Source organism: Paraglaciecola marina, assembly GCF_004360155.1.
GTDB classification, from domain to species: Bacteria; Pseudomonadota; Gammaproteobacteria; order Enterobacterales; family Alteromonadaceae; genus Paraglaciecola; species Paraglaciecola marina.
The window spans coordinates 276,463-302,225 of the sequence record NZ_SAIS01000004.1; the positions used below are offsets into that span (position 1 = coordinate 276,463).

Here is a 25,763-nt window from a genome sequence, read left to right on the forward strand (position 1 = left end):
CAGCCCACTTTATACTTTTCCTGGAGTAATACAGGCAATAGTGCGGAACTCCCTTGTCATATGAGCTTGATCACTAAATCCGAATTGTTGAGCAGTATCTGCCAGACTAACGTTTTTATGCAGCCGTAAAAAGCTGATTGTTTTCTTTACCCTCAAAATGCGTTGGTAATGTTTTGGTGCCATCCCTAGCCAGAGTTTAAAAAGGCGCTCTATTTGTCTCTGACTCAATTCAATGCTTTCATTTAGGTGCCCAAGGACTTCGTTTTGTTCGATAAATTCTAGTGCTTTTTCCAGAGAATCTGGAATTACATTGGTAAAATTTAAGCTTTTTTCTGCCCATAAGTACAAGGCTTCAATTTGCCTTTCGCTGTTTTTTTGCATTCTGAGTTCATAATAAATTTGGTAGAGGTTATATAGCTTATCTCGTTCGGGTAATAGTAACGTTGGCTTGTCGTAGTGATGTCCTAAAACGCCATAACCAATTGCCGGATGGATGCGAATACCTGCGAGTTGCGCACTAGGTAACAGCACAATGTTTTCAGCTTTCTTCTGTATTGGGAGCATGATCACACCTTCTGGTAGAGTTTTATTGCCAATCATGACATCACCAGAAAGATTAAAAATAATGCCGCTTCCAGCATCAGAATACAGTGGTTTCACAACCGAATTTGATTGATCTACAGACGCTGACCATATTCCCTGAATAAAAGCAGACAGCTGTCCCGAGGGCTGAGACAGCTTTAAATTCAACGCCGTTTTAATTGATTTATTACGGTTTATAACTTCCCACCTCAGGCCTAAATGTTTTAGCAATCCGGTTCCAGCTGTTGATTGCATTAATCGCAATAGTCAAGTCCACTACGGCTTGTTCACCCAAAGCCTCTACTATTTTCTGATAGCTATTATCATCCACTGCTTTACCAGAGTTCAAATGCTCAGCCCAATTCAGTGCAGCAATCTCTGTGTCAGAGTAAAAAGGCATGTCACGCCATGCGCTTAAACCAATAATACGCTCTTGATTTTCACCCTGACTCAACGCTTCTTTACTATGCATATCAATACAAAAGGCGCACTGGTTTATTTGTGACAATCTTAACTTAACCAATTCCCAGGTTTGGACCGTCAGTGTTTCTGAAATGCTAAATTGTTCACGCAAATAGCTTTCTTGATTTATCAGAATCTGCATTGCTTTGGATGCTAGTTCGAAGTAGTTTGCACGTAAAGTCATATCTTATCTCCATAATAGTTGTTAGAGCTAAGATAAGTTATGACTCAAAACAGGTATTGAATATTTTCGACACCTATCCAGTTCAAAATGACACTGGGACGCTGTTTTTACTTTTTTTAAAAGCGGCTGTCTTGTTATTAGCGATATATGACTTGTTAATTGTGGTTTTCAAATAACTCTTGTAACTCTCTATCCTTATTTGTAATAGCATCAGCAATAATCTCTGACTTTTTTCTTATTGCGTATAATGTTGCTGAGTCATTTTAATATTCAATGTAAGCTTCCATTATATTTTGATTGCACATCATTTTTACTTTGCAAATAGCCAACTCCCATTCGTTTAGCTCCCAAGTGGTCTTAACTTCTATGAGGCCTGAGCAGAAAGAAGTATGGGCTTGAATAGACTCAATAAAATGCCTCTCTAATTCATTGTTACTTATCAGTTTTTGTATTTCATCGTTACTAGCAACGCCTTTACATTTTCTTAGAGCTCGAGCTGTAGCGGTCAAGTTATCGAAGCATCATTTGACCCATATGGAAATAATGTAGAACATTTTCGGTTAAATGATGCCCCTTCCTGGTTAGATGTAGCCTATGAGATTTTGCGTGATGACATGCATTCAATGCATGTTCTTTCTATTGGAGAGGCGCATGATTGGATACAAGAATACTCGTTAGGCTATACAGATCATTAGAGTGCTGAAGTCAGGCGAGCTATTAAAAGTGAACTAGCTTCCCTAGACTTTTATGTAGAGCATTAAAAGTAAATTATAAGTGACTTTTAATGAGAAAAATGCTCTCAGAAACTATAAGTTAATTATATTTGACTTATAGATGTTTCGGCATTATTTTATGTTTAAAAGTAAATAATAGTTAACTTATATGAGTAATCTTGCCAAGACAAACAGAACAGGTAAAGCGGTTAAAGCAACAGTGATGCCTAACTTATCAGAACGCTTCACTCCTAGTCAGCTCGCTGAGGCGATCACTGCAAAGCGAACGGGTATGAAGATGTCTCTCGTAGATGTATCTGAAGCATTGTCTATTTCAAAGCCTACACTGGTGAAAATAGAAAAAGGCGATACCAATGTAAAGTTAGCGAACCTTCTCAAGGTAATGGAATACCTTGGTCTTTCATTCTGCCTTCTTTGTGATGATGCTACTTCCAAAGAAGAAGCAGGGGTAAGTGATGACTGGTACTGATCTAAATATCCTGAACGTTTATATCGGTCATGGTCGTAGAGTTGCGGCAATAACCATTCCTGTAGGCTCCGAAACCGAATTAACCTTAACTTACGAGCCTGATTGGATTAAAGAGGGTTTTGCTATCTCGCCCCACCTGCCTTTGAATGGTGAGTTTGATCACAGGGCGGTTCGGAACTTTCTACAAAACTTGTTACCTGAAGGTAAAGGGTTAGAAGAGATTACTAGTCATACCACTATCTCCAAAAATAACACCTTTGGGCTTATCAAGATCATCGGCGCTGATACATCTGGCGCGTTATCATTTACCCGTCAAAGCCATGAAGAAATCGAAACTTCATTTCGAGAAGTCACTAATGAAGAACTAATCGAAAAGTTAGCTCGTTTTAAGAATGCCGGAGAATCAATTACCTATTGGGATGGTCGAACAAGGCTATCAGTCGCGGGTGTACAAGATAAACTTAACTTATTAGAAATAGATGGCAAATTAGGCTTTGGTGAAGGTCAGCTTTGCTCCAATAAGATCTTTAAGTTTGAAACGGGAAAAGCGCCTTTTATTGCCGTGAATGAGTTATTTACCATGTTATTGGCAAAACATTCGGGTATTGATGTACCAGAGGTCGCTGTAAGAAAATATGGAGAAGTCAGCGCGTTTGTCATTGACCGTTTTGACCGTAAGTTAATAGCTGAGCAACAGCGTGTTATGCGTCGTCACGTGATCGATGGCTGCCAAGCAACCAACCTACCCCCTTCCTACAAATACGAGCGTCAACACGGTGATGAAGGCGACGGTATTTATATTCGTGATGGTGTGTCTTTTTCGAAGCTATTTAATATAGAAACAACCAATGCCCAAGCGTATCAAACGCAACTTATACGCTGGATGACTTTTAATATTTTAGTGCGTAACTATGATGCTCACGGTAAGAACATCAGTTTCTTTGTAGGTAAACAGGGTTTAAGTCTTACGCCATTTTACGATTTGGTAAATATTGAGGCCATCATTCGAGAGATCCGGGCAAGGCAAGCTGATGAAAACTCTAATGCGCCAATGGCAAACCATTTCGCGATGTCGATAGGTGAATATGGTACTGGCAGTGCCGGTAATTTTAATTACCCGTTTACTGCTTACATGTTGGCTGATTTTGCCCATGAATTTGGAATATCACTCCCTCGTCTGCAATTGTTGATGAGGCAAATGATCAAGCAAGTGCAAGCATCTGTTGATTTAGCCAAAGCTGATGTACATAAACAGCAGTTAACTGATTCTGAAATACAGCATCTTGATACCTGTATTCAAATCATTGGTGAATCAGTTGAAGAGCTAAGTGCAGAAGTGGATCAAATAACGGAAATGAGCGACTTAATTTAGTGTGGATTTCTGCAAGGTATGAAAAGGAATATTCTTAGCCCAATAAGATTTGGCTAGAAAAGAGTGAACTAACTCTATGTCTAAGTCTTTATGGTTTGAGCTTACAGTGATTTCCTGAACCATAACGTTCCTTAAAAGATGTAACTAGATTAGTAGGCGACCTATGCAAGGTGTTTTATAACTAGTTTTCGTTATTCAAGCAATTTAAAGCTGTAGGGAAGTGGTTAAAGCGGCAGTGTTAATTGTACAGTAGGCTAGACAGTCTCGATTATTCGATTAAATGGCCGATTCCAACTAAACTATTTCCGAATAAACTCAACTAAATGTTTAATTTTATTCTCTAAGTCAAACATCGAACAATGTGTTTTATCAAGTTTATCCACTAGCGCTTTGGCAATAGGTACCTTCTTGTTTGCATAACTTAAAGCAATATTATTCAATGAAGATGCATCTAGCTGAGTAGCATCACCAAATTGATAACAATCTGAAATAGCTTTATCGAACGAATCAAATTTTTCAAAACTAAAATTAGAGGATTGGGTTGATTTTAACTCCAGCTCCTTCCTTTCACTTCCCTTACCAATTGACTCACGCTTGAATCCTGAACTTGTTAAAATATCAAAAAATAGATCTTTGCAAATATAATTCTCAATTTCGCGACCTTCCGTAATCCAGACTTTGACATAGTCTTCTACAGTTGAATCTAAACCTATATTCTCAGTATTAGCTGCTTTAAGCCTAGTTAACATTGAAGCCAGATAGGCTTTAAAATCTCCATCATCTCGGTTTACTTGTGAAGAACAATCAGAATCGGCTATTAGGTATGCTTTTCTACTGGTACTCAAAATGTTAATTAGATTGTCATCAATATCATCTAGTGCAGTGAAAGAAGCTAAGTTAGTACCACCAAAGTATAAGAAGGAATAGTCTATTCCTTCTTTCAGTTCTTCGTCTGAATATATATCAATCCATTTTTTCAAGTAAATCCTATCACTTGGACCCTCAACCCATAAAACGGTATTAGATTGAAGTATTTGAGAAGCTTTTACGCCCAGTGAATCTAATGTTTCATAATACTTGATTACATTATCATTCGGAGTAATTGAGCTTGCGCCATTTGGTAATTTTAAAGTTCTGTAAACAGCCCAGTTTTCATTTAGACAGTCAATAAGGGATGGCGAATGTGTAGTTATAAAGAACCTATGGTTAACTAATTCTTTCTCGAATATGCTCACAAGCTTGACGACAGCTTCAGGGTGTAAGTTAGCTTCAGGCTCCTCCAGAAATACATTTAAATTCATATCTTTGTTAATCCAAAGGTGTGAAAGCAACATCACTATCTGTGCTACGCCAGTACCTAGCTGATCTAAAGAAAAGGATAATCCTGACTTAAAATCAAGGCTTAAATCCTTATCCACTATTTCAATATTGGTTACTTCTTCAGATAAAATTTCGGTTAGCCACTGCTTAATTTGTTTTTTATAACCAGCCCAGTTTGATGGTGTTGCCCTATCAAGTCTTAACTTATCCAGCTCTTCAATTATTTTTGCGCCATCAAAATAGTAGCTTTGTTTATTAGTTGAATTACGAGAGTGATGGCGAATGGGGTCAACAAATACTAAAGAGCTTAAGAAAAGACTCCAATAGAATTCATTATCACTAAATCCTGCAACATCATCAGTCGGATCTACCCATTTACAGTTATCCAAGTCAGAACAGATTAAATTACGTTCATCGTAGATCGGTTTATCATTAACCTTCATGTTTAAAACAGATGTGTTAGAGCTAACATCATGAGAGCAATTTAAAGTAACTTGATTTTCATCCACTCTATAAGAAACTTTATCATCCATCGTAAAGTCATTATCGCTAGAAAGTGTAATCTCGCAGTTTATTTTGTCCTTTCTCCAAGCCCATGTTTGACTCTCATCAAGCTCAGCCGCAACTGTAATAAGTTTTCCAGAAGACAACTCACCACTAGCTATGCTTTTTAAGTAATTAAAATATTTTGCTAAATTAGATTTCCCTGAGTTATTTGGCCCAATAATTAGGTTGATTGACTTTAATCCGCTTATATAGACGCCATTTAAATCATATGAGCGCCAACCACAAAGTTTTATAGAGTCAATCTTCATTTAGATTTGTCCTGATTATGCCAAGAGTCAACTAAGGCTGTTAATGAATAGTTCTCAGGCTTCCCTAGTTTCCAAGATTTATGATATCTAACGTCATTACTTCTAGGCATTGGGTTTGGCTCCCTAAATTGAACTTTTCTTGGTAAGTTAATTGAGTCTCCAGAAACAAATGCCTCACCGTCTCTAAGACTAGGCAAGAAGTCAACTTGACCAGCTAATGTATCTGGCAACAACCTTTTAATCTTGTTTTGGTCCAGATCATTAGTAAGCCGAAGGGATATATATGTTCCGCATTGAGATAAGACAGTCGTTGAAACATTGGATGGGCGTTGAGTAACAACGGTCAAACCAATACCATACTTCCTCCCTTCTTTCGCAATTCTCTCAACCCGCTCTTTTGCTATATTGAACTTTGAATCGTTTTCTTCTGGAATATAGGTATGAGCTTCTTCTAATACTAAGTTAAGAGGAATATTTTCAGGGTCTAAATCCCAATATTTAAAGTCGAAACATAATCTTGAAATAACACCAACGCATACAGCTCTTACTTCTGCTGGCAAACCACTTAAATCTAATATGTTTAAGTATGCTTCAGATTCAGCTAAGCCTAATATAAATTCAAAGTATTCGACTATTGAGGTTTCATTCTCAATTTGTCTATGAAGAAATGAGTAGCGAGTATCATATCGAATAGCTTGGAGCTTTAGGATAATACTCTCATATGGCTTCTTGGCAGTGGCATTACTTTGAGAGTCCCTTTCAATTACTATTTCATCTAAAAGAGTATCAATATTGAAAAATATTGGTGAGTCTGCAGAAACTACTACGCCATCAATATTTTTCTTTTTAGCCTCTTTTTCTTTTTGTTTCGTAATAAGCCTTTTTATTATGGCTTTCTGATTAGATCCAGGTTCAAGATTATAAACACCAAAGAACTCTTCTAAATCTAAAAACCAGTATGGAAGCGTAAACTCATTCCAAGGAATTGCATTTGTTTTATTTTTAAAGTCCTCGTTTGGTGCTTTATCGTTATAGCCAAATGCTGAAGGGTATTCATTATGAATATCAAAAAATAATATTCTAGGGCACTCATAACTCGATAAAATCGATTGAACTATCGATGCAACAGTGCAACTTTTACCGCTACCTGTTGTACCTAATATGGCAGTATGTCGCCCCATTAACTTATCTAAGTTTAAATAAGTTTGGTCGTCATCACTTGGGTCGGTAACACAAAAGTGCTCTTTATCTTCTTTTAAATCTATTCCTATTAATTGGTTTACTTGGTCACTGCTAAGAAAGTATGTGTTGCAATTTATCGTAGGAAGCCGTTTAGTGCCTCTATTAAATCTCCCATCTATAGCACAACCTAATATCGAAAGAGTTACAACTTTCCTCTCTTCCCTAACAATTTCAAGCCCATCAACTGATCTTTTTGTTTTCTCAATTTCAGTGATCTGAACTTTGTTTATGGTACAAATTGTATTACCGTGTGCTCCGCCACAGTTAACATAAGCACCAACCTCAGCGCAGTGCTTTATACCTTGAAACTCGCGCTCTAGAACATCTGCATGTAGTATAATTGCGGCACCGTCAACTTCTTTAATTTTACCAAATTTTAAAGCATCTTCTCTTAATGATGTTGTCAATTTATAACTTCCTTATTAGTTAGAGTATTTCGCCACAGTTTGCAGCTGAGGTTATGCAAGACGATTTAATATGATGCAATTTACCTGTTTTTCTACTGGCTGTTTGCCTCATTTTATCCTTGTATCCTTTGTATCAAATTTATCCAGCCTTTACCAAGTGTTATTCTTCGGCTTGTTCGCTAATTATAATTTGTTAAGAAAATTAACTGTTTAACAACCAAGGGCGTTCAACCGGAGCAGTTGAATTAGCAGTTAATGGTCACTGCAAAATAAACTGACGGGCTCAAGCCCGACCTACATAAGGGTACTTATATGAGCTTTCAAAATAATTAACGGTTTAAGAGCCTAGGGCGTTCAACCGGATAAGTTGAATTAGCAGTTAATGGTTACTGCAAAATAAACTGACGGGCTGAAGCCCGACCTACAGAAGGGTACTTATATGAGCTTTCAAAATAATTAACGGTTTAAGAGCCTAGGGCGTTCAACCGGAGGAGTTGAGTTAACAGTTAATGGTCACTGCAAAATAAACTGACGGGCTGAAGCCCGACCTACAGAAGGGTACTTATATGAGCTTCCAAGATAATTAACGGTTTAAGAGCCTAGGGCGTTCAACCGGATAAGTTGAATTAGCAGTTAATGGTTACTGCTAGATAAGCTGACGGGCTCAAGCCCGACCTACAAAAGGGTACTTATATGAGCATCCAAGAAAATTAGCTGGTGGCTTACAGCCCGATCTACAAGGTCTTTATAGTCTTCTTTTTGGGGGAAAGAACTTTGGGTTAAGGGGTACACTCCCTTATTTGTGGTTAGAGTTTATCTGGTGGCTGGCCTTCGTCGCACTTTTTGCAGTTAAGTTTATGGCCAAGCATGGCGTGGCGGCCTTCAGGGGTGGTTACCCATGGGCGGCTGGTCCAAGGTGGGTTATGTCTTACATGTTGAAAGTGGCCGCAGGCTAATTCGGCCACCCAATCATCTTCTTCATCTTTGTGATAACCCGCAATGGCTTGTTCCATGGTTTGGTCTGTTTACCTTTTGATTTACTAATAGCTAGCGGAGTTATTCGGCCATACTTTGATCGAAGTCTTGTTGCTTTTGTTCAAGCTGTTCTTGTAGGTCAAGCCATTCCATTTCTGCGTCTTCTAGGGTTGATTTTTGCTTGGCCTGATCAGCTAGGACTTGTTTAAGTTGCTCTTTGTTGTCTGCGTTATACAGTTCGGTGTCGCTTAGTTGCTCTTCGAGTGTGGCGAGCTTTTTCTGGGCGTCAGCCATGGTTTTTTCATGTTTTTCTATGGCTTTACGTATGGGTTTAGTGGCTTGTCTAAATTCTGCTTCTAGGCGTTTAACATTTTTACGGTCGATTTTTGCGGCGGGCTTTTCATCGTTACTGTCTTTGGTTTTATCACCTTTTAAGATCCAGTCTTTGTAGTCGTCTAAGTCGCCATTAAAGGGTTGCACTTGGCCGCTGTCTACTAGATAAAAGTCATCGCACACAGAGGTTAATAAAAACCTGTCGTGAGATACCAGTACCATGGCGCCTTCAAAGCCTTGCAATGCCATGTTTAAAGCGTGGCGCATTTCTAAATCTAGATGGTTGGTGGGCTCATCGAGTAGTAACAGGTTAGGTTTTTGGTACACGGTTATGGCTAATACTAGCCGTGCTTTTTCTCCGCCCGACATAGGCGCGACTTTACTAAGGGCGTTGTCGCCCCTAAAGCCAAAGCCACCTAGGTAGTCACGTAAACTTTGCTCCGTAGCTTTGTTATCTAGCCTTTGCATATGGGCAAGGGCAGTGTCGTCACCCCGTAAAAATTCTAACTGGTGCTGGGCAAAATACCCAATACGTAAACCTGCCGAGGTTTCGTAAATGCCTTCCATGGGGGACTTTTCGCCGGCGAGTAATTTGATTAAGGTGGATTTACCGGCGCCGTTTTTACCAAGCAGCCCAATGCGGCTGCCGGGCACTAGGTTTAAGTGGAGTTTTTCTAAAATGATGGTGCTGTCGTATCCTACTTTTACCTGTTCTATTTTCACCAAAGGGTTAGGTAACTTAGGAGGGGTAAAAAAGGCAAAGCTAAATTCAGATGCCGCCATCACAGGGGCAAGGGCTTCCATTTTGGCTAATTGTTTTACGCGGCTTTGAGCCTGCTTGGCCTTACTGGCTTTGGCACCAAAGCGATTAATAAAAGACTCTAGGTGAGCAATTTGGTCTTGCTGCTTTTGATATTGCAAACTTTGTAAGCGTAATCGCTCAGCCTTTTGTTTTTCGTAAGCATCATAGTTACCTGTGTAACTAACGAGTTGCTGTTGTTCAACGCTGATAATCTCGTTTACTGTGCTGTCTAGAAAAGACTTATCGTGGGATATCAGCATTAATGTGCCAGTGTATCTTTGTAGCCATTTTTCTAACCAAATAACGGCGTCTAAGTCTAAATGGTTGGTAGGCTCATCGAGTAATAATAAGTCAGAGTGGCATAACAGAGCTTGCGCTAAGTTTAAGCGCATACGCCAACCACCCGAAAACGCTGATACTGGGTTTTTCATGGCGTTGTTAGCAAAGCCTAAGCCTGCCAATATGGTTGCGGCCCGTGAGTCAATATCGTAGCCGCCAGCTTGTTCTAGTAGTCCATGTAAGGTGGCAATTTTTTCTCCGTCTTGGGTTTGCTCTGCCTCTGCTAGTTGGGCTTGTAAACGTCTGTACTGTTTATCCCCGTCTATTACGTAATCAAGGGCCGAGCGTTCAACGGCAGGAGTTTCTTGGGCGACAGACACTATTTGCCAATCTTTAGGAATATTAAAATCACCTTGTTCGGTGTGTAATTCACCTTTGATTAAGGCAAATAAGGTAGATTTACCACAGCCATTTGCGCCAATAAGGCCTGCTTTATGGCCTGGGTACACCACAGCATTGGCATCTTGAAGTAGCATTTTGCTACCTCGCATTAAAGAAACATCAGAAAATTGAATCATGAAAACCTGTTTAAGACTGACCCCTATGTTTATTTTGCTCGTATATATCAAAGCTTTGTGAAAACAAGGGATAACACTACATTTTAATTGCAGGTATCATAGCAAGATGGCAACACGAAAAAATCCCTAATATGGTTAAAATAAATGGTTAACAAAACAAAAAAACGCTTTGTCGCCGGTGCAACTTGTCCAAAGTGCCGGGCGTTAGACACAATTATGTTGTACTTTGAAAACAACGTAGAAAAATTGCAGTGCGTAGAGTGTGATTATTCAGAGTCTCAAACTGATAAAAATGTCACTAAAGCCACCCGCACTAGCGAAAGCGTTATTGGTGTTTTTAAGCCAGAGTAAGTAGCAAAGGCCTACCTTTTAGCTATTCAATTTTAATTTTAATTTTCGGAGTTAAGTATTCAATCTCTCATTCCCAGTGATAAAGACCTGTGGTTTCTACCTTTAGGAGGCACAGGCGAAATAGGTATGAACATGAACCTGTATGGTCATGCTGGGCAATGGTTAATGTTAGATTGTGGTATTACTTTTAATAGCCCGCTGTGCCCAGAGGCGCAGGCTCACTTGCCGGGTCAACATAAGCACGATGTGGTCGCCGCAGACCCTAAGTTTATTAGTCAGCGTAAAGAAGACCTTGCCGGAATAGTCATTACCCATGCCCACGAAGATCATTTAGGGGCGTTACCTTATTTATGGCGACGCTTTAAATGCCCTGTGTATACCACTAAATACACTGCAGAAATTCTCAGACGTAAGTTGGCCAGGGGCGGGCTTGGTGACAACATACCTATAATCGAAATTGATAGCGGCCAGCGTATAGATATTGGTCCATTTAATGTGGAATGGTTGCCAATAACCCATTCTTTACCGGAAGCTCATGCATTTGTAATCAGAACAGAAGCGGGCAATGTGTTTCATACCGCCGACTGGAAAATAGACCTAGCACCTGTCACTGACAACCCTTTTAATGCGCAACCATTTAAGCTGTTGTCAAAACAGAATATTTTAGCCATGGTCTGCGACTCCACTAATGCGACACGGGCAGGATACTCTGTTTCTGAACAAGCCTGTTATCAAGGGTTAAAGCAAGCGGTAGAAGGGGCAACAGGCCGTGTGGTGGTAGGGTGTTTTAGTAGCAATATTGCAAGGTTGATTATTTTAGCCAGAATCGCCAAAGAAACAGGGCGATACTTTTCACTACTTGGCCGCTCATTACAAAATACTGTCGGCGCTGCAAAAGCAACGGGGCACTGGCCAGACGATTTACCCGTACTAGACGCGTTCAATACTGGGTACTTACTGCCCGAAGAAGTACTTGCAGTGGCAACCGGTAGCCAAGGTGAGCCAAGAGCCGCATTAAATCAATTAGCAAAAGACACCTACAGAGATGTCTCCTTAGATGAAGGGGATTGGGTTGTGTTTAGCTCTATCGTTATTCCAGGTAACGAAAAACCAATAGAAAACCTACTAAAAGCTTTTAAAGTCCGCAAAATACACACTTTGACTTCTGAAGATTCACCACTTCCTATTCATGCATCTGGGCATCCTTGCCAAGAAGAGCTCAAGCAAATGTATAACTGGGTGCGCCCCGACATTGCTGTGCCAACCCATGGCGAAGCACAGCACTTAAAAGCCAATGCTGAAATGGCAAGTCAAAGCCATGTTCCTCAAAGCCTAACAGGCCTGAATGGTGACCTATTTAAACTGGCACCAGAAGTAAAATTAGTGAAACAAGCGGTAAAAGCAGGCAGAGTCCCGTTACAGCAAAATTAACGACATTAGCTTTTGCTCATCGTGATTGACGGTATTAAACAGGCTCCCAATTAAGCTTAATTTTCCACCTGATAGTAAACAACTTCGCACTCAAATAACGGGTCTTGGTGTAAGTAACGTTTCACGTAAGTCATGCCTATCTTTTTCATCACCCCAACTGAGCCTAAATTGTCTTCATCGGCAATGGCAGAAAAGTGCTTAATATCCTTGTTTTTAGCTAAGGACTTTTTAATGTGCAGTGCCGCTTCTGTGGCGTAACCCTTACCCCAAGATGATTGCAAAAACCGCCAGCCTAGTTCTAAATTATCAAACTCTGGGGTATCAGAAAAAAACAGCATGGGCCGCACTAATATCCACCCGATAAACTCATTGGTAGCACTGATATTGACTTGCCATAACCCCCAGCCTTTGTGAATATTGGTGTAGCTTTCCATTCGCGGGATAAACACCTCATTGATAGTTTGCATCGAAGACGGCTTACCGCCATTAATAAAACGCATTACCTCTGGGTTTTGGTCAAGCTGAAATAAAAGCTCAGCATCGGCCTTGGTCATCAATTTATAATGTAAACGCTCTGACGGGGTGATATTCATAAGTGTAGTAACCAGCAAGACAACATAGAAATCATGCTACAACAAATAGGGTTGAAATTAAGAGTTAATTCTCAACTACAAACAGCGTCCAACACTCGCAATGGAGTGCTCATACACAATATTATTAGTGATTGTAGTGGTACCAGTAATAGCCCAATTTTTACATGATAGAGAATCACTTTCTAAAATTTCTAAATTTGAATATATATGACCTGAGAATAGATTTTCGGACGCGGTGGGATCAACCTCTTAGATTAACCTAAGTGCATGCTCTTTGGGTGTGCCAATTGGAACAAGTGTTTCTAGCTCGTTCTTCCAATAAAGTGCGCGGTCATTTACGACATTAGTGTTATCACAGCCAACGAATACACAAATAAATATTAAGAACCGTAAGCGTCTCAATTGTGGCAATTGTCCTGTCTTGATTTTAAAAAAATAAAAACTAATTAATCACTAGGAGCTAAAACATAAACATTAGCCTCAACCATTACGGTAAAAGGCTCAGCATTCAACCTTGCGCTTAGTAAAAACCAAGCGCCTGCGACTTTTATTTTCACCTATATTCAACATATAACTTCTGAGGCACTTTATATCAGTACACTTCACGAGTCAGGGGGCTAAGAACTGTTTTGTTAGTTACTTTTCATCAAGGCTAATTTTGCACCAAAGCCTATGAATACCACACCAGTAATTGAATTTAACCAAGTTTTAAAGCTTGTACTGTTAGCCACATTTTTAACACGAGCCAGGGCCATTACCATAATCGAAAACCATATAAGATTAACAATTGCGTGGGCCGATACAAGCACGTACGCATTTAAGGCACTGTCACCATGAGAGATAAACTGAGGAAAGGCAGCTAGGTAAAACATAGACACTTTGGGGTTTAGGGTGTTTGTTATCAAACCTTCGAAAAACGCGCTACGAATTGAGCCATTTTTTTGCATATCTTGAGGAGCTTCAATTGGAGGTGTGTATGTTTGACTAAATGCACTTCTTATCGCTTTAATACCAATCCATACTAGATAAGCCGCACCGAGCATTTTAAAGATTAAAAAGGCCGTTCCCGATTGCACGAGTAATATAGATATACCGAATATAGATAGTGTTCCATGAAGATAAAACGCGCCCACAAACCCAGCTATGTTGGCAAACCCTGCTTTTTGCCCCAATAAAGGCACGGTTTTAGCGATTAAAAATCCATTAGGCCCCGGAGATATCACCAATAATGATGCCACAGCAATAAAAGTGATGAGGTTATTTATATCCATTTTGACTCCTTAATATTTTAGACTGAAACGAAATAAATCCGTTATTTTGACTTATCTAATATAGCTTTTAGTAAAGTTAAAAGCCTGACAGGCTATTTGTTTTACAGCACTACTCAAAAACAGGCCTGAAAAAGCTGCGTTCATAGCTAATAATGCACCTAGTGTCTTTTGCATATTGAAATGCCGTCATGCAATCTGCATCTGCAAATGAATCGGCACGATATTGCTCGTAAGCAGCTAAACTAGGGAAGGTAAATAGAGCTAAAGCTATGTTGTTCGCCCCTTCTGATGGTAAGAAATACCCATTGTGGATGCCACCAAACTTATTCACTAATGGGATCCACATTTTCGCGTATTTTTCGAATTCAGTTAATTTTTCTGGGTCAATTACATATCTGAGATAACAGGTTACCACTTTCGCATTCCTCTCTACTTCAACAAAAACTCTATTTACGGGCCAAAATTTGGGGGTTAATAATGGGGAGGTGGCGCTTCTTCTTTTTCTGACGCCATATTGCTTGGCTCTATGGCACTGACTTTTGAGTCTAGGCGTTTGAGGGCAAACTGCAGGGAGTCTATTTGTTTTTGCTGCTCAATTAACGCTTGGTTTAAGCTTTCTATGGTGTCTTCTTGAAACGCCACTTTCATTTGTAATTGTTCTATATCTGCTTCTAATATACTCATTAATTTTCCGTATTCCACTTTTCTAATTTGCCATTACTGCTTTCGGATATAATCTCAGTCGCATTGAGAAAACCAACGCTATGCACCACTGCTGATGCAGGCTTACTGCCTTCTCTGGGGGTAACGCGCCATTCGTTTAATTCTTCCCCTGTTTTGACATCCCAACGATTTATTCTTCTGGATGGAGACCCTGTTAATAGGTATTTGCCATCTGCTGAAAAAATCGCAGTGGTGAATATTCTTTGTCTCGCTAAGTATTTTAAGCTGCTGACCTCTTCACCAGTTGTTAAGTCCCAAATTCTAGCTGCTCGTTTACTATCTGCAGTAAAAGCATAGCGACCTTCATCATCAAGTGCGACTTCAGTTACACGGCTAGAATGTTCAAATTTATGAATAACTTGTGCGGTACGGGTATCCCATAAGTAAGCAACATAATCGTTACCGCCAGTTAACGCATAAAAGCCATTAGGTGAGATATCTACACTGTTGATTTTTTCTTGATGACCCAAAAACTCTAACCTGCGACCAGTTTTTGGCTCAAAAAACATCACTTTACCACTACCACGACCCACTAATATGCCACGACCTTGGTTTGACACCGCAACATCTCTTATGCTCGATTCATCTATGCGCCAAAAGCCCTCTGGCTCACCAATTTCCATATTCCATAAAGCAAAGGCTTCTCTATCTGAAGTCACTACATAAGAGTTATCATAAGCAATATGGATATTGGTCACTGAATTATTACCATCGTCTTGATGACGCCACACATATTTTTGGCTATTGTTTGTTACATCCCAAACCGTAATACCGTTATCAATACTCGAAACCACAGCAAGGCTGCTATCAGGTGAAATGTTGGCAGCATGAGACCCACCAGAAGCATGGCTAACTGAACTTACAGGAGTGTCATTTGTCCCACTGCAACCCAGTATGAACAACATAATGACGACAAACATAACACTTGGGTTAGGAAGGAGTTTCTTCAATGGATTTCTCTTTTCTAGTGAGGTACATAGTATATGCTCATGGCCTAAGCGAATCATTCACATTTGCGAGAATTATAATGAAAAAGTCTATTTTCACCATGCTAACGCTATCTTTTGTCATCTTAAGTGCATGTCAGCCACAGCCCAAACCACTCAAAGATCCGTTAAAAGTTGAAGTTCTTCCCCTTGAGTCAGATCTGGAAAAACATTCTTACGCGCTAGGTGCCAGCATTGGTCAAATTGTAGAAGATAAGCTTAATAAACAAAAAGCAGTAGAAATTGAGCTAGACCATTTATTACTTGTGCAAGGTTTTATTGCTGGCATGCAGGGTAAATCACAGTTAACTGATAAAGAAGTAAAAACACTAAACCAAATATTAGATGCTCAAGTGAGAGAAAAAACCAAAGCGATTAGGGCACAACAAACAGCAGAGAACAAGGCTGCCGGGCTAGCCTTTCTAACAGAAAATGCTGAACGTACTGGAGTTATTCAAACAGAATCTGGACTTCAGTATGAAATACTTAGGCAAGGTGAAGGTCGCTCACCTCTCGTCTCTGATACTGTTAAAGTCCAATATAAAGGTACTTTACTTAACGGCACAGAGTTCGACTCATCTTATGCTCGAAATAACCCCGCTAGCTTTCCTTTAAGCCGTGTAATCAAAGGATGGACTGAAGGATTACAATTAATGAAAAAGGGAGCGAAATTTAAATTCTATATTCCTTCAGAATTAGCTTATGGTGCTCGCACTACAGGTAAAATACCGGGCAATTCAACCTTAATATTTGAAGTGGAATTATTGGAAATTACTCCAGCTGGTTAACCTAATGCGTACCTAATAAAAAAGCCGAACATGTTGTCATGCTCGGCCTACTACTATCATAATGATATATTAGCTAATCTCCTTGCTAAACCTTATTCCCTCAGTACTATTGCCCTTTAAAAAGAGCGTTAATCCCGATTAAATCGGGTGAATCAAAACAACTATTCGTCGGTTGTAAAACTATTCTTTTAGATATAACTAAACTTACCTCAAGTTGGAGTTGACTTTACGTGATAGCTTGAATATTTACTTGCTAACCACCCCTATTTGTTACTTCAAAGCTTAGCCGAGCAATCCATTAATACCAATTATAAAGACAACATTTCTTGTAATAAATTGCGCTAACAAAACGCTACTTATGACAACTTAATATTACAAATTTAAGAATATTGACTAAGGATACTTACAGCTGAACTTAACTACTGCTCGATTCCTCTTGTAGCAATGACAAAAGCGTTAGAAAATCACTAGCAATGAATCAATTAACGTAAACACCACCAAATTGAAAACAAAATTAATTACCCCTGAAGGCTACAAAAAACTCCATGATGAGCATGAGTACTTGTGGACTAAACAGCGCCCAGAAATCACCAAAGTTGTAACATGGGCAGCAAGCCTAGGAGACCGTTCTGAAAACGCAGATTATCAATACAATAAACGTTTATTACGACAAATAGACAGGCGTGTTCGTTTCCTTCGAAAGTTACTTCCTGAATTACAGGTGGTGCATCATTCACCTCAACAAGATGGCAAGGTATTTTTTGGTGCGTTTGTTGAGATTGAAAATGAAGAAGGCAACATTATGTTTTTTCGCATAGTAGGGCCTGAAGAGATTTATGGCGAAGAAAAAGACGTTATATCGATCGACTCACCTATGGCAAGAGCCTTACTTAAAAAGAGTGTTAATGAGGCGTTTGAAGTTAAAACTCCAGCAGGAACCAAAGAGTGGTTTATCAATTCCATTGAGTATAAAGAGGCTTTTGATAAAAATTAATGATGGTTACTAAGGTTTACTTAACTAAAGTACCTTGCAGAGCCTGATTTTTCATTTTTATTTGTTTTTTTGCTAGTAATTTGACGACTCAAACCCTATATAGTTGCCTAGATAAAAAATGAATGGCAACTAGGGTCATCAAATATGATATTGGAAAAAATCGCACAAGAGTTACAGGTGCAAGTACAACAAGTAAAAGCAGCCGTAACTTTGTTAGATGAAGGTTCTACCGTTCCCTTTATCGCTCGTTACAGAAAAGAAGCCACCAACGGTCTAGACGACGCAGATTTAAGAAAGCTAGAACAACGCCTAACCTATTTGCGTGACTTAGAAGATAGAAGAAAGGTCATCATCAAATCGATTCAAGACCAAGAAAAAATGACACCTGCTTTAGAAGCCAGCTTACTCGCCGCTGACAACAAAACCGAGCTAGAAGATATTTATCTGCCATTCAAACCTAAGCGTCGTACTAAAGGCCAAATAGCTATTGAAGCAGGGCTTGAACCCTTAGCCGACAAATTGTTTAATGATCCACAGTTAGATCCTGAAACCGAAGCCAACAGTTTTGTAAACAAAGATACCATTGCAGACACTAAAGCAGCCTTAGATGGTGCTAAATATATTCTAATGGAACGGTTTGCTGAAGATGCTCAGCTATTACAAAAAGTCCGTCAGTACCTTAATAAGCATGCACATATTAAGAGCCAGCTAGTAGCAGGCAAAGAGAGTGAAGGCAGCAAATACAAAGATTACTTTTCTCACACTGAGTTATTGAAGAAGGTTCCTTCTCATCGAGCACTCGCCATGTTCAGAGGGCGAAATGAAAGCATTCTGCAAGTAAGCCTAGATGCCGATCCTGAAAAAGACGAAAACGATAGAAGCTCTTACGGTGAGCAAATCATAGCCGAGCACTTCAATATAAAATTTGCTAATAAACCAGCAGATAAATGGCTTGGCTCAGTTGTACAGTGGGCTTGGCGTGTGAAGATTTTACTACACATGGAAAACGAGCTATTTGGCGCAGTACGAGAGCAAGCCGAACAAGATGCAATCAACGTATTTGCTAAAAACTTAAACGACCTTTTAATGGCTGCACCCGCTGGACCTAAAGTGACTATGGGCTTAGATCCAGGTTTACGGACAGGGGTAAAAGTAGCCATAGTAGATGCAACAGGCAAGGTATTAGCGACTAGTACTATTTTCCCCCATGTACCACAAAATCAGTGGGATAAATCACTGCGCACTATCGCCACTTTATGCAAGCAGCATAAAGTGCAACTTATCAGTATAGGCAATGGCACTGGCTCAAGAGAAACCGATAAGCTGGTTGCAGAGATGATTAAAGCTAATCCAGAACTTGGCGTAAGTAAAATTGTAGTAAGCGAAGCTGGGGCCTCGGTTTATTCTGCCTCTGAGCTTGCATCGAACGAACTGCCAGATATGGACGTATCACTGCGAGGCGCGGTATCCATAGCTAGACGTTTACAAGACCCACTTGCAGAGCTTGTAAAAATAGAGCCTAAAGCCATTGGGGTGGGACAATATCAACATGACGTCAGCCAAAGCAATCTAGGTAAATCTCTAAATACCGTGATTGAAGACTGCGTAAACGCCGTAGGTGTGGATATCAATACTGCCTCTAGTGCACTACTTAGCCATGTTTCTGGCTTAAATCGTACTTTAGCAAATAATATAGTGCAGTTCCGTGACCAAAGTGGCGCTTTTAAAGATAGAAAAGCTTTGCTTAAGGTAGAAAGGCTTGGGCCTAAAGCCTACGAACAAGCAGCAGGTTTTTTAAGAATTATGGATGGCGATAACCCACTCGACGCCTCTGCTGTGCATCCAGAAGCTTACCCTGTGGTAAATTCAATTATTGAACATGCATCAATTGCGGTAAACGATATTGTGGGTAATTCAGATGTCCTTAAAAAATTGCAACCTGAAGCCTTTGTCACTGACAAGTTCGGTTTACCCACAGTTACCGACATCATTAACGAGCTAGACAAACCAGGCCGAGATCCTCGCCCAGAGTTTAAAACAGCTAACTTCAAAGACGATGTACATTCTCTTAAAGACTTGAAAGTCGGTATGATTTTGGAAGGCGTAGTGAGTAATGTGGCTAACTTCGGCGCATTTGTTGATGTTGGCGTACATCAAGACGGTTTAGTTCATATCAGTGCGATGACAGATAAGTTTATTTCTGACCCACGTGAGATTGTAAAAACCGGTGATATCGTAAAAGTTAAAGTGATGGAAGTTGATGCAGATCGCAAGCGGGTATCATTCACTATGCGTATGGGAGATACCCCTAATCAGGCTAACAAACCTAAGCACACCAAAGCCAAACAAAATAATCAGCGTTCCAATGGCGGTCACCAATCATCTAAACCCGCAAAGCAAAGTAATCAAATGATGGGGAACGCATTTGCAGATGCATTTGCTAAAGCTAAAAAATAATCCCTCCGTATAAATGTCTTAGATATTAAGAACTCTAAAACAAATGAGCCCTCTTCATGAGGGCTTATTTTTATGCTGACTGGCGTAAATTATCGCCTTTTGGATTACTCACCTGCTGATAAAAATTTTCAATCACAGACACCCTACGGATTATTTCTAAACTTCTATTCTGTAGAGCCTGATTAGCGGCATCTTGAACAAACTCAAAAGATTGCTGCCCACTTTCATTGTCGACTAAAACAGAGCTGTTATCTAAAGCGCGAGTATGAGGTCCTTCATCGATAGCATCAACAATTTCATCTAACTCCGGCCCTTCAAAAATATTACTGTTACTTTCTTCTGAAATGCTAGGTGATGACTCCCTAAACGCGACATGAGCCTGCTCAGATTTTTCAGAAGCAATTTCTGTACGGGCTTCAAGAGCAATTTGAGAGGCCTCTGCTGCTACTCTCAAATCTGCAGCACTTGGCTCTGCTGGCGCTAACGCAGCGGCTTTAACTTGTTGGGCTTTACGTATAGTTTCTTCAGGAGTCGACTCTTTAGAAACATCTATAGAAACCTCTCCACTTACCGCATACTGCTTACCGTCTGGACCAATTTCATACTCATACTTTGGCGAACCCGCGTATTGCCCCCCTACAGAAGCATGAGCTTGTTCATGGGTTCGAACCTCAGCATCTCGTTCTTTTAACTCTTTAGTTTGCTGTTCATCTGCCTGTTGTTGTTGCTTTTGTTCTGCGCTTTCTTTGCCAGCACTTTGATCTTGCCCATTATCTTGGTTAGATTCATTTTGATTATTGAGTGGTTGCCCGGCTTGAGGGGTCGGTTTTTCATAGGTAAGTGGTTGTGGAGCTTGCCCTGGCGTTTTGACTTTGTCAGCGTCCGACCCCACACCAGATTCTGCCGCAGAGTTTTCAGCCGAACTAATGGCTGGAACGGTTTCTCGTTGAATATTATCCCTACGGACAGATTCAGTATTAACTGTGCCTGCATTAAAAATTGTAGGGGTAGGAACCGGCGGAATAATATTCATGGTATTAAAGTGTAATTACGCAAAAATATCGAGTAGGGTCCCAACTGTACCATTGGCAACATCTAGAACCTTAGCTGACGCTTCCGCATTACTTGCACTAATCGACATGCCCACTAAATCGGAAGTTATCCCAGATGTACTCTCTGGTAGAAGCTGTTTAACACTGCTGAGCTGATTAACAGTAGCATTCGCTAAAAATTCTTGAGGATCACTTGATGGGGCAGACTGAACCGAAAGGCTAGCCAAATTATAGGCATTTTCCGTGATATTATCAGAAGCAGTTTGAATACCGAAAGTACCACTGACAATAGCAGAATTAATATTATTACTTACATTCACAGGCGCGTCCCCACAATTCAACCTTAACTGTGCAATTATTAATCATTTAGCAGAATAATGAAAGCATTTACTTAGCCTATGTTTAAATGAAAAGGATTGTAATTATATTAAGCAGTTATACCTGCTTAAGGCTATCAAATTAAAACTGCCCGTAGTCGTTTAGCAAAATCCTCTGTATCGGAAATAAAAGGTGCGTGTGATGCCTTCGCAATAATCTCAACATTAGCTAAGTACGAATATGTATTAATTAAATCAGCTATTTTAATTGGAACTAAACTATCAAGGCGCCCTAAAAACAACTGGCAAGGCATTTTTAGCTGTTTAAGTTGCTCCCTTAAATCAACATTTTCAAGCATATTCAAGCCGGCAACTAAGGCCTTTTTGGAAGGATTCGGATACTGTTGCACATTCTGCTTAATTGTCTTTACATCAAATTTAGCGTTTTCACTTCCCATGGCTTGAATCATTAAAAATCGCTCCAGCATTTTAGAAAAGTCTAATGCCAATTGACTGGCAAAGAGTGCCAGTACATCAGTATCTATGCCCGGCCAGTCGGGGCTTTTTGAAAACTTAGGACTAGAACATATTAGAACCAACTGTTTCAATTTATCGGGATAATCAAAAGCGATTTGCTGCGCAATTAAGCCTCCTAACGACCAACCCACTAATATGCAGTTGTTAGGTAAATGTTCTGCAATCATTTGAGATACGCTATTTATATTGTATGGGTCTGGCATCCTTTCATGGTTCTGCCCGTACCCAGGAAGATCGATAGTAGTAATACAGTAATCGTTAGCAAGTATATCTACCAAAGGTTGCCATACGCCACTGTTTACCCCCCAACCATGCAAAAACGCAATATTGTGACCTTGCCCAACTGTTGTGACATTTAAACTAAACGACATATTTCTTCTACACTTAATTGAGGGTTAACAGCAATCTCTTTTTAGAATTATTGAGCGATATCAAAGTGAAGCAAAAACCGACCAAGGATGGCCAGAAAATGTTCACAACCTTTGAGCAAGATTGTTTAATATGCAAACAATCATCCACCCAGCTTATTTGTGGCTATTGTAAAGAAGACTTAGCCTTATTTGAACTGGCAGCATATGAATACAATCTAATGTTATTCCCTAAAGTAAAAAAGGGACTAACAAAGGCGAGTTTTAGCCATTTAGTGGCCTTGGGCGATTATCAATGGCCACTTTCAAAATTACTGACTGGGCTGAAATTTTCAGCTTATATACCCAATGCCAAGGCACTGGCGACCTTATTTGTTGAGCATTGTATTAAAGAAAGTAATACCTTTCCCCAGCTCATAATACCCATACCACTACATAAAAATCGTTATTTGCAGCGAAAGTATAACCAAAGTATTGAGCTGGCTAAGCACATTAATAAACTAACGAATATTCCTTTAAATACATCAATTATGTACCGTCACAAAGCCACACATGCACAAACCAACTTGAGTGCAGCTAAACGTAGGCAAAACTTAAAACATGCTTTTAAAATAAGTATCAACAATAACTTAATGCAATATCAACATGTCGCTTTATTTGATGATGTGATTACTACAGGTACTACAATGAATTATGCCTACAACACCTTAAAAGCAGCCTACCCCCACCTAAAGATAGACATTTGGTGTATCTGCCTTACCCTTGAGAATCGATAAATTGAGACATAAATATGGCATTAGTCAGTAACCTACTTGTGCCATACCACACACCTCTGAAGTTAACATTATTAGCAAAGGCAATAACCTTTCCTTTACCAACATTATGCGCTACAACAGCTGCGCTCCCACCTATTTGGTTTTGTATTTCTTGGGCAGTATAGCCCGCCATAAGAGGGGTTTGAGGATAGGAGGCGACTGAAATAAAGGGTTTGGCGGGTTGACGAAACACTAAAGTACTATTACGAAAAGTAGGTAAAGTTTTAGTGTGATAACCAAAAGCAAGTGGGTGGCTTAAATCTAATTGAGCTTCAAAAACGGCACCTGCAATACGCTGCTTAGCTGATAAGTTTTCTTTATCTTTATAGGTTAAATCGTCTGTTGCAAATGCTGAGTTAATCTCACTAGCACTTTTAACTGCAACTTGAAGCCAATTTTTGTTTGAAAACCAAGTCGCCGCTGATTTTTGCCCAATCAGAACTCCGCCCTTACGAAGCCAGGTATCAATATTTAAAGTCACTCCGTCAGAAAGGTTATTATATGCCCCCTGAACCCAAATCATATGGGTATAGGGTTCTAGGTTAAATGAATCAAGTTCATATACATCCGTAATTGTCACAGGCATATCAACGTACTGATCAAGATAATGCCATACCTCACCTACTTCATATTGTGATGTGCCTTTTCCGCCAATTAATAATACTTTAGGTTGGCGTATATTGAGCATTTTACGGCTACCTAAATCTATACCCTGTGTGGTTAAGCCTGAAACAATAGAATGAACCGAAATCCCCAAACCTGCTTTTTGTTGTTCGATAATAGTCATCACATTATCGGGTTGCTTTAATGCCATAGGTACAATAACCGCACCTGCAGAAAAACTAGTGCCACCTTGATCTGTTTTAGCAAAAAAGGCCGCACCAGCCACTTTAACTTTTACATTGTTGGCAAGTAATCGCTGTAATAATTTAGGGGCATTATAATCATCCCAAGAAAAAGCATAGGCATACGCGCTTGATTGTAACTTAGGTAAAATAGCTTGCGACGCAGAAGCACTTTGTTTATTGATTCTTGGGACTCTCTCTACTTCGACATATTGAATATTAAATGCCAGTGGTAAATTCCAATTTGAAACATCATAAAAGGTATTATCGTCAAAGCTTTTACGAGTCGAGAACAAGGACTTAATCAGACGGTATTGGGGTTGATTCAGTGGCACAAAATAACTGTGTTGTGCTTCAAAAGTTTGCTCATCTACCTTGGTATTTCTAGCTAGTGGCCAATACTCAATTTTATGGGCTGCCAATATTGATAACATTTTATTGAGACGGGTATTATCGAGCTTTTCCTGCAACAAATAGCCGGCCAAATCATCATCTTTCACTAAGTCATTTGTCTGCTCAACGAACTCAATTTGATAATCTAACAGGGCTTTCTTATTGGCTAATGCCCCCTCGAAAGTAGATAAGGATGTCGTCACTTGATTTTGAATGGTGTCAGAAAATGATAATTCTCCGTTTACAGTATCTTGAACATGACCGCGACTACTGGCTTGCTCGAACAAAATACCAATACTTCCATGTGCATCAGGGTAAGTTGAGCCTTTACCATAGTAAAAATCATCGTAAGACTCACCACTAAAATAGAACTGCTGAGTATTATCTAACGCTGCAGCATGAAAATCTCCTAGCTTGGCAGTCAACTCAACGTTTTTTCTAGGTGTCCATGGGCTTTTTCTGGAGGGGATACCTGGCTGAAAAAAGTAAGTACTGTTTGATCCCATCTCATGAAAATCGGTCAGTACGTGTGGACGCCATTGATGAAACTGGGTAATTCTTGCTCTAGATTCAGGGTGAGTGAGCAACAACCAATCTCGATTTAAGTCAAACCAATAATGGTTAGTTCTTGCTGATGGCCAAGCTTCTTGATGTTCTCTATTTTGTGGATCAGACACCAAGGTTTTGCCTTTATGCATATTGGCCCATTGAGCAAAACGAGACAAGCCATCAGGGTTAAGGCTTGGGTCTAATAACACCACGTTATTATTTAATAAGTCATCTATTTTTTGACTTTCGCCAGCCGCTAAATAATAAGCCACCAACAATGCTGCATTGCTTCCTGAAGCCTCATTGCCATGAACACTGTACCCCATCCAAAGAATGAGTGGATCATTTTCATTTGCTGATTTTCCTAGATTTTTCATGTGCTTTGCTTGTATAGCTGCTAGATTTTTCTGATTATCAGGAGAGCTAAATGCTAATAAAAACAACGGTCTATTTTCATGGGTTCGGCCTGTTTCAACAATACTCACCCTGTCTGATTGAGCTGCCAGTAACTGCATATAATTTGCCAGTTGATCATGACGCACATGCCATTCACCTACTTCGGCTCCCAAAGCTTGTGTGGGTGAAGTAATATTAGGATTATACTCTGTATCTCTAGGTAAATAGGCACTATCACTGACGGCAAAACCGTAGTGACTAATAACTAAAAAGAAATAAGCGAAAAGTCGCAGCATTAAATTCATAAAGTTCGATCCGGTGAAAAAGCAGAAGTTTTTAGAAA

The 25,763-nt window shown here is 39.7% G+C and carries 23 protein-coding genes; 8 read left to right on the forward strand and 15 right to left on the reverse strand.

All coding sequences use genetic code 11. From position 1 onward, the window contains the following. Positions 1-9: 9 nt before the first annotated feature. Both EOK74_RS10565 and EOK74_RS10570 read right to left on the reverse strand, forming a co-directional pair. Positions 10-813, reverse strand: coding sequence for a helix-turn-helix domain-containing protein (locus tag EOK74_RS10565; RefSeq protein ID WP_239024082.1), 804 nt, complete (start codon positions 811-813; stop codon positions 10-12). Continuing rightward, the gene (locus tag EOK74_RS10570) at positions 770-1,228 is read right to left on the reverse strand and encodes a carboxymuconolactone decarboxylase family protein (RefSeq protein ID WP_133469968.1); all 459 of its coding nucleotides are present in this window, start codon (positions 1,226-1,228) and stop codon (positions 770-772) included. Before EOK74_RS10570 ends, EOK74_RS10565 begins: the two co-directional genes overlap by 44 nt. 882 nt (positions 1,229-2,110) lie before the next feature. On the opposite strand from EOK74_RS10570, the gene EOK74_RS10580 reads away from it, so the two are divergent. Together EOK74_RS10580 and EOK74_RS10585 are read left to right on the forward strand one after the other, a co-directional pair. Next, a complete protein-coding gene (locus tag EOK74_RS10580; RefSeq protein ID WP_239024083.1) occupies positions 2,111-2,431 on the forward strand; it encodes a helix-turn-helix domain-containing protein in 321 nt (106 codons plus the stop codon). After that, on the forward strand, positions 2,415-3,803 hold the full coding sequence (locus tag EOK74_RS10585) for a HipA domain-containing protein (RefSeq protein ID WP_133469970.1): 1,389 nt from the start codon (positions 2,415-2,417) through the stop codon (positions 3,801-3,803). The genes EOK74_RS10580 and EOK74_RS10585 overlap by 17 nt, the downstream gene beginning before the upstream one ends. A gap of 299 nt (positions 3,804-4,102) precedes the next feature. On the opposite strand, the gene EOK74_RS10590 is transcribed toward EOK74_RS10585, so the two are convergent. The 4 genes from EOK74_RS10590 to EOK74_RS10605 form a co-directional block, all read right to left on the reverse strand. After that, positions 4,103-5,938: an ATP-dependent nuclease gene (locus EOK74_RS10590; RefSeq protein ID WP_133469971.1), complete on the reverse strand. Its 1,836-nt coding sequence runs from the start codon at positions 5,936-5,938 to the stop codon at positions 4,103-4,105. Beyond that, positions 5,935-7,587, reverse strand: coding sequence for an ATP-binding protein (locus tag EOK74_RS10595; protein WP_133469972.1), 1,653 nt, complete (start codon positions 7,585-7,587; stop codon positions 5,935-5,937). Before EOK74_RS10595 ends, EOK74_RS10590 begins: the two co-directional genes overlap by 4 nt. Before the next feature lie 806 nt (positions 7,588-8,393). After that, positions 8,394-8,600 carry a DUF3565 domain-containing protein gene (locus EOK74_RS10600; protein ID WP_133469973.1) on the reverse strand — a complete coding sequence of 69 codons (207 nt, stop codon included), beginning with the start codon at positions 8,598-8,600 and terminating at the stop codon, positions 8,394-8,396. A gap of 43 nt (positions 8,601-8,643) precedes the next feature. Further along, positions 8,644-10,554, reverse strand: a complete 1,911-nt coding sequence (locus EOK74_RS10605) for an ATP-binding cassette domain-containing protein (protein ID WP_133469974.1) — start codon at positions 10,552-10,554, stop codon at positions 8,644-8,646. Positions 10,555-10,698: 144 nt separating this feature from the next. Here EOK74_RS10605 and EOK74_RS10610 point away from each other — a divergent pair, with 144 nt between their 5' ends. Both EOK74_RS10610 and EOK74_RS10615 read left to right on the forward strand, forming a co-directional pair. Next, positions 10,699-10,905: a YheV family putative zinc ribbon protein gene (locus tag EOK74_RS10610; protein WP_133469975.1), complete on the forward strand. Its 207-nt coding sequence runs from the start codon at positions 10,699-10,701 to the stop codon at positions 10,903-10,905. Between the two features lie 132 nt (positions 10,906-11,037). Further along, positions 11,038-12,336, forward strand: coding sequence for a ribonuclease J (locus tag EOK74_RS10615; protein WP_133470038.1), 1,299 nt, complete (start codon positions 11,038-11,040; stop codon positions 12,334-12,336). 56 nt (positions 12,337-12,392) lie between these two features. Here EOK74_RS10615 and EOK74_RS10620 read toward each other — a convergent pair whose 3' ends face one another. The 5 genes from EOK74_RS10620 to EOK74_RS10640 all read right to left on the reverse strand — a co-directional run bounded on the left by EOK74_RS10620 (position 12,393) and on the right by EOK74_RS10640 (position 15,843). Then, positions 12,393-12,929: a GNAT family N-acetyltransferase gene (locus tag EOK74_RS10620; RefSeq protein WP_133469976.1), complete on the reverse strand. Its 537-nt coding sequence runs from the start codon at positions 12,927-12,929 to the stop codon at positions 12,393-12,395. A gap of 632 nt (positions 12,930-13,561) precedes the next feature. After that, complete coding sequence (locus EOK74_RS10625) at positions 13,562-14,200, reverse strand: LysE family translocator (RefSeq protein ID WP_133469977.1); 639 nt, start codon at positions 14,198-14,200, stop codon at positions 13,562-13,564. 109 nt (positions 14,201-14,309) lie between these two features. Then, a complete protein-coding gene (locus EOK74_RS10630) occupies positions 14,310-14,615 on the reverse strand; it encodes an NIPSNAP family protein (protein WP_133469978.1) in 306 nt (101 codons plus the stop codon). 56 nt (positions 14,616-14,671) lie between these two features. After that, positions 14,672-14,884: a SlyX family protein gene (locus EOK74_RS10635; protein ID WP_133469979.1), complete on the reverse strand. Its 213-nt coding sequence runs from the start codon at positions 14,882-14,884 to the stop codon at positions 14,672-14,674. Further along, positions 14,884-15,843, reverse strand: a complete 960-nt coding sequence (locus EOK74_RS10640) for a WD40 repeat domain-containing protein (protein WP_133470039.1) — start codon at positions 15,841-15,843, stop codon at positions 14,884-14,886. Before EOK74_RS10640 ends, EOK74_RS10635 begins: the two co-directional genes overlap by 1 nt. A 107-nt stretch (positions 15,844-15,950) precedes the next feature. On the opposite strand from EOK74_RS10640, the gene fkpA reads away from it, so the two are divergent. The 3 genes from fkpA to EOK74_RS10655 all read left to right on the forward strand — a co-directional run bounded on the left by fkpA (position 15,951) and on the right by EOK74_RS10655 (position 20,148). Continuing rightward, complete coding sequence (gene fkpA, locus EOK74_RS10645; protein WP_133469980.1) at positions 15,951-16,697, forward strand: FKBP-type peptidyl-prolyl cis-trans isomerase; 747 nt, start codon at positions 15,951-15,953, stop codon at positions 16,695-16,697. 502 nt (positions 16,698-17,199) lie between these two features. After that, on the forward strand, positions 17,200-17,691 hold the full coding sequence (greB, locus tag EOK74_RS10650) for a transcription elongation factor GreB (protein ID WP_133469981.1): 492 nt from the start codon (positions 17,200-17,202) through the stop codon (positions 17,689-17,691). A 144-nt stretch (positions 17,692-17,835) separates the two neighbouring features. Then, positions 17,836-20,148 carry a Tex family protein gene (locus EOK74_RS10655; RefSeq protein WP_133469982.1) on the forward strand — a complete coding sequence of 771 codons (2,313 nt, stop codon included), beginning with the start codon at positions 17,836-17,838 and terminating at the stop codon, positions 20,146-20,148. 70 nt (positions 20,149-20,218) lie between these two features. Here the strand turns inward: EOK74_RS10655 and EOK74_RS10660 are convergent, their stop codons facing one another. The 3 genes from EOK74_RS10660 to bioH all read right to left on the reverse strand — a co-directional run bounded on the left by EOK74_RS10660 (position 20,219) and on the right by bioH (position 22,425). Next, positions 20,219-21,181, reverse strand: coding sequence for a putative metalloprotease CJM1_0395 family protein (locus EOK74_RS10660; RefSeq protein WP_133469983.1), 963 nt, complete (start codon positions 21,179-21,181; stop codon positions 20,219-20,221). 15 nt (positions 21,182-21,196) lie between these two features. Continuing rightward, positions 21,197-21,520: a hypothetical protein gene (locus tag EOK74_RS10665; protein ID WP_133469984.1), complete on the reverse strand. Its 324-nt coding sequence runs from the start codon at positions 21,518-21,520 to the stop codon at positions 21,197-21,199. A gap of 134 nt (positions 21,521-21,654) precedes the next feature. Beyond that, positions 21,655-22,425, reverse strand: a complete 771-nt coding sequence (bioH, locus tag EOK74_RS10670) for a pimeloyl-ACP methyl ester esterase BioH (RefSeq protein ID WP_133469985.1) — start codon at positions 22,423-22,425, stop codon at positions 21,655-21,657. A 98-nt stretch (positions 22,426-22,523) separates the two neighbouring features. Here bioH and EOK74_RS10675 point away from each other — a divergent pair, with 98 nt between their 5' ends. Beyond that, a complete protein-coding gene (locus tag EOK74_RS10675; protein WP_133469986.1) occupies positions 22,524-23,198 on the forward strand; it encodes a ComF family protein in 675 nt (224 codons plus the stop codon). On the opposite strand, the gene EOK74_RS10680 is transcribed toward EOK74_RS10675, so the two are convergent. Further along, on the reverse strand, positions 23,179-25,725 hold the full coding sequence (locus EOK74_RS10680) for a M14 metallopeptidase family protein (protein ID WP_133469987.1): 2,547 nt from the start codon (positions 25,723-25,725) through the stop codon (positions 23,179-23,181). The genes EOK74_RS10675 and EOK74_RS10680 overlap by 20 nt on opposite strands. Positions 25,726-25,763: the final 38 nt, after the last annotated feature.